We start from the raw sequence: 11,970 nt of genomic DNA, 5'->3' as shown, positions 1-11,970 counted from the left end.
GTGATCGAGGACGCCCTCGATCACCTGGTGAAGGGCATCGTCGAGCACCCCGACGAGGTACAGGTGCGTTCGCGCAACCTGCGTCGGGGCAACACCATCGAGGTGCGGGTGCACCCTGATGACCTCGGCAAGGTGATCGGCCGTGGCGGCCGGACCGCACGCGCTCTGCGCACCGTGGTCGGCGCGCTCGGCGGTCGCAACGTTCGCGTCGACCTGGTCGACGTGGACAGCATTCGCTGACTCTGCAGGTCTGCGGAGCAGGCAGTCTGCTTGGGGCCGGTCGGGACGCTTGTCGTCCCGACCGGCCTTCTTCTTTTTTGCCGGCCGGGTCGAGTCCCGGTACCCGGCCCGTACCGAACTCAGGAGAGCGATCACCGTGCAGCTCGTCGTCGGCAAGATCGGCCGCGCCCACGGCATCAAGGGGGACGTCAGCGTCGAGGTCCGTACCGACGAGCCGGAGCTCCGGCTCGGCCCAGGGGCCGTGGTGCTCACCGACCCGGCGTCGACCGGGCCGCTGACCGTCGAATCCGGCAAGGTGCACAGCGGCCGGCTGCTGCTGCGCTTCGCCGGGGTCAACGACCGCAACGCGGCCGAGGCGCTGCGCGGGACGGTCCTGATCTCCGAAGTCGACCCGGAGGAGCGTCCGGACGACCCGGAGGAGTTCTACGACCACCAGCTGATCGGCCTGGACGTCGTGCTGCTGGACGGCACGCCGGTCGGCGAGCTCACCGAAGTCGTCCACCTGCCGTACCAGGACCTGCTCACCGTCACGAAGGCCGACGGTACGGAGGTCCTGGTGCCCTTTGTCACCAGGATCGTGCCGACCATCGACCTGGAGAACCAGCGGGCCGTCATCGACCCGCCGCCCGGACTGATCGACGCGGTGGAGGCCGAGGTCGTGCCTGGTGAGTCCGACGGCGCCGAGTTCGGTACCGGGGACGAGACCGGCGCGGGCGACGAGGGTGACGAGGGCGACGCATGAGTCAGCCGGTCGGGACGCCCGAGCCGGTCGGCACCGCCGAGCCGGGTGAGCACGGGATGCGGATCGACGTTGTCACGATCTTCCCCGAGTACCTCGAACCGCTGAACGTCTCGCTGGTCGGCAAGGCGCGCGCCCGCGGTCAGCTGGACGTGCACGTGCACGACCTGCGCAGCTGGACCACCGATGTGCATCGCACCGTCGACGACACCCCGTACGGCGGTGGTCCCGGCATGGTGATGAAGCCGGAGCCCTGGGCGGCCGCCCTGGACGCCGTGGTGGGCCAGGGGCCTGAGGGCGCGGTGCCGACCCTGGTCGTGCCCACGCCGAGCGGGCGCCCGTTCACCCAGGAGCTGGCCCAGGAGCTCGCGGCCCGGCCCTGGCTGGCCTTCGCCCCCGCCCGCTACGAGGGCATCGACCGACGGGTGATCGAGGAAGCGGCGACCCGGATGCCGGTCGTGGAGGCCTCGATCGGTGACTACGTGCTGGCCGGCGGCGAGGTGGCCGTGTTGGTGATGGTGGAAGCCGTCGCCCGGCTGCTGCCCGGCGTCCTCGGCAACGCGGAGTCCCACCGGGACGACTCCTTCGCCCCCGGCGCGATGGCGGACCTCCTGGAGGGCCCCGTCTACACCAAGCCGGCCGAGTGGCGGGGTCGCGTCGTACCGGATGTCCTGCTCAGCGGCAATCACGGCAAGATCGCCCGGTGGCGGCGCGAGCAGGCCTTCGCCCGGACCCTGGCGAACCGTCCCGACCTGGTCGCCCGCTGGCAGCAGGGGGCTTTCGACAAGAAGGACCGGGAGGCTCTCAGCATCCTCGGGCTGGCCTGGGACGAGCGGCTCGGCCGATTTCGGTCCCTGGTCGAAGATGTGGAAGAATAGGCGGCTGTTGTCTGTCGCTGGGTTCCTCCCGTAGGAGCCATGTGGACCGGTGCCCCCGCCACGGGGGGATCACCGCCAGCCGTGCGGCCCGCAACGCACCCCATTGTGACGAACTTCCGTGGGCGGCCCGTGGCGCCTGCGATGGAGAGCAACATGAGCAACAAGCTCGCTGCTGTCGACGCGGCATCGCTGCGTACCGACATCCCCGCGTTCCGCGCCGGTGACACCCTGAAGGTTCACGTCCGGGTCATCGAGGGCAACCGCTCTCGTGTCCAGATCTTCCAGGGCGTCGTCATCCGTCGTCACGGCTCCGGCGTCGGTGAGACCTTCACCGTCCGCAAGGTGAGCTTCAACGTCGGCGTGGAGCGTACCTTCCCGGTGCACACCCCGGTCGTCGAGAAGATCGAGGTCATCACCCGCGGTGCGGTTCGCCGCGCCAAGCTGTACTACCTCCGTGACCTCCGCGGCAAGGCCGCGAAGATCAAGGAGAAGCGCGACCGCTGATCCTTCGGTCCTCCCGCTCCGGCGGAGGGGACCAGGACGCTCGACGGGGCCGACTTGCCGCAAGGTAAGCTCAGCCCCCGATGAGCACGCACGAACCATTCGCGGACCGCGACGGCAGTCCCGCACCTACGGGTGCGGACACGCCGTCGCGGTCCGCGGCTGTTTCTGCTGCGGTGAGAGCCCGTCCCGGCACCGCTGTTCGGGCCGGTTCAGGGGTCGCATCCGATCTCTCCGGGGAACCGCCTGCCGAGTCCGATGTCGAGTCCGATGTCGAGTCCGAGCGGGATTCGGCGGCCGTTCCAGGCCGTGGACCCGGGCTCCTCGCCGGTGCTGCCGGTACCGGTGCTGATGCCGACATGCCTGCGGGAACGGACCAGGGGTCGGAGGCCGACCAGGACGCGTCCGGGGTTGCCGCTGAGGACGAGGCCGAAGGCGGCGGACGGTGGGCCCGTGATCTCCTCCTCCTGGGGGGCATCTGCCTGCTGACCCTGCTGCTCGTGAACGCGTTCGTGGCCCGGCCGTTCGCCGTCCCCTCGGGGTCGATGGAGAACACGTTGATGCCGGGCGACCGGCTGGTGGCCGACAAGCTCGCCTATGCCTTCGGCGGGCATGTCCGACGCGGGGACGTCGTGGTGTTCGACGGCACGGGCTCCTTCCTCCCCGAATCCGCCGGCCCGCGCGGCGTCGGCGGCGCCCTGCGCGCGCTCGGGCAGGACCTGGGCCTCGCACCCGCCGGTGACACCGTCTACGTCAAGCGCGTGATCGGTGTCGGGGGTGACCGGGTCACCAGCCCCGGGCCGGACGGGCCGCTGACCGTGAACGGTGTTCCGCTCGACGAGTCGTCCTACCTCCGTCTCGGCGACGCCCCGTCGGCGGTGGCGTTCGACATCGTGGTGCCTGCCGGGAAGCTGTGGGTGATGGGCGACCACCGCAACGCCTCCCGCGATTCCCGCGATCACCTCGGCGAACCCGGTGGCGGCTTCGTGCCCGAGGACAAGGTGATCGGGAGGGCCGACTGGGTCGTCTTCCCGGTCGGACACTGGACCAGCCTGGACCAGCCGGCGCCGTTCGCCGCGCTAGGGGGGACAGGTGGCCATGGGGACCAGAGGTAAAGGCAGGGTCGCGGACCGCACGCCGAGCGGTACGCCGGGCCGCCGGGGTACGGGCTCCGCATCCGGCGGGTCGAGGCCGGGCCTCGGGGCCGGGGTGGGCACTGCCGACGGCATACGTGGCGCGGTCGTCGCGGGGGATCGGTCGGAGGCCGCCCCCGGCGACTCCGCTGCCGCTCCCGGCCGCGGGCGTGCGGAGCGGCGACGCAGTGCGCGGCGGGCCGCGCGTCGGCGCAGGCGGTCGGTCCTGCGCGAGTTCCCGTTGATCGTGATCGTGGCGCTGCTCGTGGCGCTGGTGATGAAGACCTTCCTGGTCCAGGTCTTCGTGATTCCGTCCGGCTCGATGGAGCAGACCATCCAGATCGGCGACCGAGTGCTGGTGGACAAGCTCACGCCGTGGTTCGGCAGCGAGCCGGCACGTGGCGATGTGGTTGTCTTCAAGGATCCCGGCGGGTGGCTGGAAGGCGATCACAAGCCTTCCACGGACGGGCCGGTCATGCGGGGGGCCAAGTCTGTTCTCACCTACGTCGGCCTGCTGCCCTCGGAGAACGAGCAGGACCTGATCAAGCGGGTGATCGGGGTCGGCGGTGACACGGTCGAGTGCTGTGACGAGCAGGGACGGGTCAGCGTCAACGGCACGCCGATCGACGAGCCGTACCTCGCGCCCGACAATCCCCCGTCGAGGCAGCCCTTCAAGGTGCAGGTGCCGCAGGGACGACTGTGGGTGATGGGGGACCACCGGGACGTCTCCGCCGACTCGCGCTTCCACATGGGCAACCCGGGCCAGGGCACCATCCCGTTGTCGGGCGTGGTGGGCAGGGCCTTCGTTATCGCCTGGCCGCTTCAGCGCTTTCATCAACTGGAGGAGCCCGCTTCACTCTCCTCGTTGCCGCGTGCCACGGCGGCACCCGGGGCCGTCCCGTACTCGATGGGTTCGAAGCCGGTTCCGACGGAACCTCCGCTCGTTATGGGTGTGTTGGGTTTCCTTCCGGTCATCGTCGGTCGCCGACGGGTGAAGTCGGGTTAGGTCTCGCCCAGGGCGGCCGCGGAGCCATGGCGCGTGGGATCACGGGCAGGATGCCTTGGAGTGATAGAGAAGTGCTGGGTTCCCCGGTACGAAGTGCCGGTTTCCCGGCGGCCGGACCGGCGTCAGGCATGCCTTTGACGGGCAGGTCTGAGGTTGGTCGAAGGCCGGATCGTGGTGAGCGTGGTGCCCGCTGTGCGGCACTGGTGAGAGCGGGCGCACGGGCGTCCGCACAGCAGGGAGGAGATGTCGTGGGGGATTTGGTGATCGGCGCCCGTTCAGGCGCCGGAGAGCCCGAGGGCGCCGGCGGCCGGACGGCCCGGTCGGCCGAGTCCGCAGAGCCTTCGGGTTCTGTCGAGGACACCGCGGCACAGTCGGCGGAGGACCAGGGCGGCGGCGCGGACGACGTGCCCGCCGCTGCCGAGGACGATGAGCGATCGGCGGAGACACCGAGCGGGGAGCGCAGGCAGCGGTCCTTCTGGAAGGAACTGCCGATCCTGATCGGGATCGCGCTGATCCTGGCATTGGTGATCAAGACGTTCTTCGTCCAGGCGTTCTCCATCCCGTCCGAGTCGATGCAGAACACTCTGCAGGTCGGCGACCGAGTGCTGGTCGACAAGCTGACCCCGTGGTTCGGGGCCGAACCCGAGCGCGGCGAGGTCGTGGTCTTCCACGACCCGGGCGGCTGGCTGAGTGACGAGCCCGCCCAGCAGAGCAACAACTCCTTCGTGAGAGGACTCCAGGACGTCCTCAGCTTTGTCGGCCTGATGCCGTCGGCGAACGAGAAGGACCTGATCAAGCGGGTCATCGCGGTCGGCGGCGACACCGTCGAGTGCGAGGGCGAAGGGCCGGTCAAGGTCAACGGGATCGCGCTCGACGAGCCCTACATCTTCCCCGGGAACACGCCGTGCGGCACCAAGCAGTTCGGTCCCGTTCACGTTCCCGACGGCCGGATCTGGGTGATGGGTGACCATCGCGCCGACTCGCTGGACTCCCGCTACCACATGGACCAGCCCGGCGGCGGCACCGTGCCCGTGGGTGATGTGGTCGGCCGTGCCTTCGTGGTCGCATGGCCGCTCGACCGCTGGGCGACGCTCCCGGTGCCGTCGACCTTCGACCAGAAGGGCCTGGCGGCCGCCGAGCCGTTCGTCCCCCCGGCGGCCGGCACGCTCGGCGCGGTGGGCCTCTGGCCGCTGGTCCGCCGGATGAGGCGGCGGATCGACTCCTGACAAGGGGCGTCACCCCCTGGGACGTTCTGAACATCCGGAGCAGCTCCTTCCGGGCAGTCGACCGGTGGGTCGGTGGATCCGGGTGATCGAGGTGATACGGGTCTTGCGCGGGCCGTGGTACCGACGAGTAATCTGCTCGGACGTGCCACGGCCCGTCGGCGTCCGCGCCACGGGGTGAGGGTTCACCCACAGGTTCCCCGGTCGGTCAGGTTGGACGGTTTCGATGAGCAGTGTCACGGAGCAGGCGGTCGATCGTCCGGTGGGCGCACCTCGGCCGCGGCGCCGGGTGGGGTCCGTTGTCCAAGGCGCGGCGATCGCGTTGGGACTGGTGCTGATGCTCGGAGGATTCGGGCTGATAGCTGCGGACTACACCCCCTACCGCATCCCCACGGCCTCGATGTCGCCGACGCTGCAGATCGGCGACACCGTCCTGGCCCGCAAGGGTGCCGGCGTCGTCGGCCGCGGTGACGTGGTGGTGTTCCGTGACGGACTCTGGGGCGGGGCGGTCATGGTCAAGCGGGTGGTCGCGATCGGCGGGGACACCGTGGCCTGCTGCGACAACGGCAACCGGCTGACGGTCAACGGCAAGGCGGTCGACGAACCGTACGTCGACGAGCAGCAGCTGCAGGGCGCGGCCTTCAGCGTCGAGGTCCCGGCGGGGAGGTTCTTCCTGCTGGGGGACAACCGCCTGGGTTCGCTGGACTCCCGGACCCACCTGGAGGTGGCGAGCGGTACCGTCCCCGCGGCCGACGTGGTCGCGAGGGTCGAGGCGACCGTCCTGCCTCTGGGCAGGGCCGGGATGTTCGGGCGTACCGTGGCCTTCGACGGCGTCGGCGGACCAGGTACGAGCGGGCGCGGCCCGCTGGAGCCGGCCGCCTACGCCACGGTGGTCGGGGCCGCGCTGATCGTGGTGACGTCGGCCGTGGGCGCGGTGGCGGGTCTCGTGCGCCGGATCCGGCGCACGAGCGCGGCCTGAGGGCAGGCCTGGCCGGCCGGCATCTCGGGGTGGCAGGAGGGACGGGCATGGCGACGCAACGGCGGAAGGCGGCGCGCGTCCTGCTGCTCGACGACCAGGACCGACTGCTGCTCTTCCGAGGGTTCGACCCGTCCGTCCCGGAGCTGACCTGGTGGGTCACCCCGGGCGGCGGCCTGGAACCGGGCGAGGGAGCGCGCGAGGCCGCGCTGCGGGAGCTGGCCGAGGAGACGGGTCTGCGCGAGGTGGCAATGGGCCCGCTGGTGGCGTACGGCACGGTGACTTTCTCCTTCCGGGGGCAGCGGTTCGAGCAGGATCAGTGCTTTCTCCTGGCCCGTACCGCGTGCACGACGGTCGACTCCTCGGGCTCCGGGGCGGAGGAGCACGCCCAGTTGCTGGAGTCACGCTGGTGGACGGTGGCGGAGCTGCGGGACACGGCGGAGACCGTCTACCCGGTCGGACTGGCGGGGTTCCTGGAGCGCCTGCTGGCGGATGGGCCGCCAGTCACTCCAGTACGGCTCTGATGACGGGTGTGGTGGTCCACAATGGGTGGACTGACGAGTTGAGGGGACGCCTGAATGAGTGCCGAGGATCTCGAAAAGTACGAGACCGAGATGGAGCTCAAGCTCTACCGGGAGTACCGGGACGTTGTCGGCCTGTTCAAGTACGTGATCGAGACCGAACGGCGTTTCTATCTCACGAACGACTACGAGCTGCAGGTCCACTCGCTCCAGGGCGAGGTGTTCTTCGAGGTGTCGATGGCCGATGCCTGGGTCTGGGACATGTACCGGCCCGCCCGATTCGTCCGCAAGGTCAGAGTGCTGACGTTCAAGGACGTCAACATCGAAGAGCTGGCGAAGAGCGATCTGGAGCTGCCCTCCGACGACTCGGGCTTCGGCAACTGACGGTGGACCGCCTGCGGGCCGATGTCCAGGGGTGATCCGATTCCTCACTCCTGTGGGTGACAAGAGTTATCCACACCCCCTGGTTGTCCACAGGAAAACCGCATCCTCTGGACCACCTCGGCCGGACCGGGCAGCCTCCGTGGCCGGAGGTGGTCATCATGCAGGACACCCAGCAGGGCACGACCGAGGGCACCCGGCGGACCAAGCCGCCGGTACGTCGGAGCACCACGCGGAGCGAGGGCAGCCGGCCGAGGCGGGCGGCCGCAGCCACCGCACGAAAGCCCGGCACCAGCGGGTCCGGGGAACCGTCGCAGGACGGGGGGCAGGGCGCGCCGCCCGATGCCCGCACGCCGGTCGCCGCCCCTCGATCGGCCGACCGCGGTGCCGAGGTGGACCGAAGTACCAACAACGGGCTGGGCCGCTACGGCGAACAGGTCGCGGCCCGCCGGCTCGTCGCGGACGGGCTGCGCATCCTCGAACGGAACTGGCGCTGCGCCGAGGGCGAGCTGGACATCGTCGCACTGGACGGCGAGACCTTGGCCGTCTGCGAGGTGAAGACCCGCTCCGAACGGAGCTTCCAGCAGCCCACCGAGGCCATCGACGGGGTCAAGGCCGACCGCTTGCGGCGGTTGGCCGAACGCTGGCTCGCCGAGCGTTGGCCCGTCCACTTCGCCGCCTTGGCGGAGGGCGTGAGCATCCCTGGCACGGGCCGTTCCCTCGCCATGGCCGCCGGGGCGCAGGGACCCGATGCGAGCCCCCTGGACGCAGGCGCTTCCGGTACGAGCCCGCCCGGTCGGGAGGAGCGCGGCGGGAACAGCCGTGCGGCGGGGGCTGCTGCCGACGCGCCGTGGCCGGCCCCGCCACCGCCCGGTGGTGTACGGATCGACCTGGTGGCTGTGATCAACCGGATCAGGGGCGCGGCCACCGTGGAACACCTCCGCGGGGTGGTGTGACATGGCCTTCGCACGCACCTGCTCGGTCGCCCTGGTCGGCGTCGACGGCGTCGTGGTCGAGGTCCAGGCCGACCTCGAACCGGGAGTTGCGGCGTTCAGTCTGGTCGGGCTGCCGGACAAGGCGCTGTCGGAGGCCCGGGACCGGGTCCGGGCCGCGGTCGTCAACAGTGGCGAGCCCTGGCCCCAGCGCAAACTGACCGTAGGCCTGAGTCCCGCCTCGGTACCCAAGAGTGGCAGCGGATTCGACCTCGCCGTCGCCTGCGCCGTGCTGGCGGCCGCGGAACGGCTCGATCCCTCCACCATCGCGGAGCTTCTGATCATCGGGGAGCTCGGCCTGGACGGCCGGGTGCGACCCGTACGAGGGGTGCTGCCGTCCGTACTCGCCGCAGCCGAGGCCGGCTACCGGCAGGTCGTGGTGGCGGAGCAGACCGCAGCCGAGGCCGCTCTCGTCCCCGGGGTCTCCGTCATCGGCGTCCGCAGCCTTCGCCAGCTGATCGCCGTCCTCACCAACGCGCCGGTACCGGAGGAGGCCGACGACACCGTGGCCGGGCGCCCCGATCCGATGCTGGCCGGGCTGATGCTGCCCGGCTCGGGGATGCGAGGGCTCGCGGGGCAGGCGAGTGCGCCGGTCGACCTCGCCGATGTCGCCGGCCAGTACGAGGCCCGTCGCGCACTGGAGATCGCGGCCGCCGGAGGCCATCACCTCTACCTCAAAGGGCCGCCGGGAGCAGGCAAGACGATGTTGGCCGAGCGATTGCCGGCCCTGCTCCCACCGCTCACGCAGTCCGAGGCGCTGGAGGTCACAGCGGTCCATTCCGTCGCCGGTCTCCTGCCACCCGGGCGCCCGCTGATCGCCGGCCCGCCGTACTGCGCCCCGCACCACTCCACCACCATGCCCGCCATCGTCGGGGGCGGCAGCGGGCTTCCCAGACCGGGCGCGGTCTCACTGGCCCATCGCGGCGTGCTCTTCCTGGACGAGGCGCCGGAATTTCCCGTCCGGGTGTTGGACGCGCTGCGCCAACCGCTGGAGTCCGGCGAGGTGGTGATCGCCAGATCGGCCGGCTCGCTTCGGTTGCCCGCCAGATTCCTGCTCTGCTTGGCCGCCAACCCCTGCCCGTGCGGCCGGCACTCCTTGCGCGGCGGCGGTTGCGAATGCACATCCGTCATGGTGAACCGCTACCAGGGCAGGTTGTCGGGCCCGCTGTTGGACCGGGTCGACCTGCAGGTACAGGTGGCCCCCGTGACCCGGGCCGAGCTGATGGAGCACGACAGTACGGCGGAGACCACCGCGACGGTCGCGGCCCGGGTGCGGGAGGCCCGGAACCGCGCGGCCGCGCGCCTGGCCGACACCCCGTGGCGGACGAACGCGGAGGTGCCGGGCCACCATCTGCGCACCCGCTGGGAACTGGCGCCGGGCGCGATGACCGAGGCCGCGAGCCAGTTGGAACGAGGTCTGCTCACCGCCCGCGGGCTGGACCGGGTGCTCCGGGTGGCCTGGACGGTGGCCGATCTCGCGGGGCGGCAGCGACCCGACCAACGTGATCTGCGCACCGCACTCGTCCTGCGCACCGGAGTCGATCACGGGCTCCCGCTCGCGGGGCGAACCGCCGGCTCACAGCGTCCGGCCGGCTCTCGGCGGGCCTGACCCGACCCAACTGCCCGCCCGGCGAAGTCCGGGGTCGAGGCCCCACCACCCCTTACTCAGCACTGACCGAAGGTCAACCATGGAGGTGACGGTGAACCGCACTACCCGGACCACCCGTCAGCACGCACCCGACGAAGCGGCATCGGCCCAGTCCACAGCTGTTCAACCGACGGCAGATCGATCCACGCCTGTTCGCCCCACCGCCGTTCAGGCCGGAGCCGCTCGGGCCGGGGCCGCTCGACCCGCGACGGACCAGCCCGGCCCCGGTCGGGCGTCGAGGGCCGGACCGGCATCGGCCGAGCCCGGGACGAAGTCCGGGCCGGAGTGCGGCGCACCCCCGCAGATCGAGCGGGAGCGGCTGGCCAGAGCGGCGCTCAGCAGACTCAGTGAGCCCGGCGACGCCGTCCTCGGCCGATGGCTGGCCCGGGCCGAGGCGGCCACGGTGGTGGCCTGCATCCGCGACAACCGGGCGCCCGACGAACCGGATCTCGACCCGGGGCGGCTGGCCTCCTACCGCGCACGGTTGACCGGGGTGGATCCGTCGGCGGACCTGGAACGGGTACGAACCCGTGGTGGCCGCTTCATCATTCCGGGGGACACGGAATGGCCCAGCCAACTGGACGATCTCGGCTCGGGGAGACCCATCGGGCTCTGGGTTATCGGCACCGGCTCACTGCGGCTGCTGGCCCTGCGTTCGGTCTCGGTGGTCGGCGCCCGCGCCTGCACCGGTTACGGCGCGCACGTGGCTGGGGAGTTGGGAGCGCAGCTCGCCGAGCGCGGGTGGGTGGTGGTGTCCGGCGCGGCGTACGGGATCGACGCCGCCGCGCATCGGGGGGCACTCGCGGTCGGAGGGCTCACCATCGGTGTGCTCGCCTGCGGGGTCGACATGTCCTACCCGCATGGGCATACGGAGCTGATCCGCCGGATCTCCGAGCAGGGGTTGCTGCTCAGCGAACTCCCGCCGGGGGAGCACCCGAACCGCTTTCGCTTCGTCCTGCGCAACCGGGTCATCGCAGCCCTGACCCGGGGCACGGTGGTGGTCGAGGCGGCCATGCGCAGCGGGGCGCTCAGCACGGCGCGGCGCGCCCGCGATCTCAACCGGCACACCATGGGTGTCGCCGGCCCCGTCACCTCCGAGCTCTCGGCCGGTGTGCATGCGCTGATCCGTAGCGGCGCCGCCACCCTGGTCACCGACGCGGCCGAGATCGGTGAGCTGATCGGGGCGATCGGTGACGACCTGGCGCCGCGCCGCGCCGGGCCGGTTCTGCCTCGGGATCTTCTGGAGCCGGCGGTCGCCAGAGTCCTCGAAGCCGTACCGGCGACCGCCGAGGGGGCACCGGTCGAGCGGCTGGCACGGGAGTCCGGGCTGCCGCCGGACGAAGTTCTGCAACGCCTCTACGAACTGGGCTCGTTGGGATTCGTCGAGCGGTCCGGGGCGCACTGGAGGCTGGTCCGCGGGAGGTGATCCGGCGGGGTTGTTCCGCCCGTCGCGAGCGTCGGGGCGCACCGCCCAGGGGTGCGGCCGGGACGCCACCGGATCGGGGGACGACCGAGTGGCGGTAGCGCATTGCAGTGAGTCGGTCACGCTACGCTCGCCATTGGCTTCCCTATCAGCACACGACTCGGCAGAATGGCGCAGACCAACGTATGCCCACACACATTCCCGGACACAGGGTGACCGGCAGCGGTCGGTCCTCGGGAGGGCCGAGGACCGAGACACGTTCCGGGGCCGACCTCCAGCCGAAGACGCTGGGCGCGATGGGGTTGGCCC

The 11,970-nt window shown here is 71.1% G+C and carries 12 protein-coding genes and 1 pseudogene; all 13 read left to right on the top strand.

All coding sequences use genetic code 11. The annotated features are described in order from the left end of the window. The 13 genes and pseudogenes from OG689_RS15150 (at nucleotide 1) to dprA (ending at nucleotide 11,664) form a co-directional block, all read left to right on the top strand. A complete protein-coding gene (locus OG689_RS15150; protein ID WP_030306741.1) occupies nucleotides 1-240 on the top strand; it encodes an RNA-binding protein in 240 nt (79 codons plus the stop codon). Between the two features lie 136 nt (nucleotides 241-376). Then, on the top strand, nucleotides 377-982 hold the full coding sequence (rimM, locus tag OG689_RS15145) for a ribosome maturation factor RimM (RefSeq protein WP_266320823.1): 606 nt from the start codon (nucleotides 377-379) through the stop codon (nucleotides 980-982). A gap of 56 nt (nucleotides 983-1,038) precedes the next feature. Next, entirely contained in the window at nucleotides 1,039-1,857 is an 819-nt protein-coding gene (gene trmD / locus OG689_RS15140) for a tRNA (guanosine(37)-N1)-methyltransferase TrmD (protein WP_266327151.1), read from the top strand. Nucleotides 1,858-2,010: 153 nt separating this feature from the next. Beyond that, complete coding sequence (gene rplS / locus OG689_RS15135; RefSeq protein WP_266320821.1) at nucleotides 2,011-2,361, top strand: 50S ribosomal protein L19; 351 nt, start codon at nucleotides 2,011-2,013, stop codon at nucleotides 2,359-2,361. 356 nt (nucleotides 2,362-2,717) lie between these two features. Next, entirely contained in the window at nucleotides 2,718-3,473 is a 756-nt protein-coding gene (gene lepB, locus OG689_RS15130; RefSeq protein ID WP_266320820.1) for a signal peptidase I, read from the top strand. After that, a complete protein-coding gene (gene lepB, locus OG689_RS15125) occupies nucleotides 3,457-4,497 on the top strand; it encodes a signal peptidase I (RefSeq protein WP_266327149.1) in 1,041 nt (346 codons plus the stop codon). Before lepB (OG689_RS15130) ends, lepB (OG689_RS15125) begins: the two co-directional genes overlap by 17 nt. 248 nt (nucleotides 4,498-4,745) lie before the next feature. Continuing rightward, nucleotides 4,746-5,723: a signal peptidase I gene (gene lepB, locus OG689_RS15120; RefSeq protein WP_266320819.1), complete on the top strand. Its 978-nt coding sequence runs from the start codon at nucleotides 4,746-4,748 to the stop codon at nucleotides 5,721-5,723. A gap of 223 nt (nucleotides 5,724-5,946) precedes the next feature. Beyond that, entirely contained in the window at nucleotides 5,947-6,699 is a 753-nt protein-coding gene (gene lepB, locus OG689_RS15115) for a signal peptidase I (RefSeq protein WP_266320817.1), read from the top strand. Between the two features lie 47 nt (nucleotides 6,700-6,746). Then, nucleotides 6,747-7,220 carry an NUDIX domain-containing protein gene (locus OG689_RS15110; protein WP_266320816.1) on the top strand — a complete coding sequence of 158 codons (474 nt, stop codon included), beginning with the start codon at nucleotides 6,747-6,749 and terminating at the stop codon, nucleotides 7,218-7,220. Between the two features lie 54 nt (nucleotides 7,221-7,274). Beyond that, entirely contained in the window at nucleotides 7,275-7,601 is a 327-nt protein-coding gene (locus OG689_RS15105) for a DUF2469 domain-containing protein (protein ID WP_190213000.1), read from the top strand. 389 nt (nucleotides 7,602-7,990) lie between these two features. Beyond that, nucleotides 7,991-8,251 (top strand): annotated as a pseudogene (locus OG689_RS15100) (YraN family protein); the annotation flags it as partial. 304 nt (nucleotides 8,252-8,555) lie between these two features. Next, nucleotides 8,556-10,199: a YifB family Mg chelatase-like AAA ATPase gene (locus OG689_RS15095; RefSeq protein WP_266320813.1), complete on the top strand. Its 1,644-nt coding sequence runs from the start codon at nucleotides 8,556-8,558 to the stop codon at nucleotides 10,197-10,199. 343 nt (nucleotides 10,200-10,542) lie between these two features. Next, nucleotides 10,543-11,664, top strand: coding sequence for a DNA-processing protein DprA (gene dprA, locus OG689_RS15090; protein ID WP_266327147.1), 1,122 nt, complete (start codon nucleotides 10,543-10,545; stop codon nucleotides 11,662-11,664). The last annotated feature ends 306 nt before the right edge of the window (nucleotides 11,665-11,970 follow it).

This window comes from Kitasatospora sp. NBC_00240, from assembly GCF_026342405.1.
In the GTDB taxonomy this organism is placed as follows: Bacteria; Actinomycetota; Actinomycetes; order Streptomycetales; family Streptomycetaceae; genus Kitasatospora.
The sequence above is the reverse complement of the archived record's forward strand: the minus strand, read 5'-3'. Positions and strand labels throughout refer to the sequence as shown.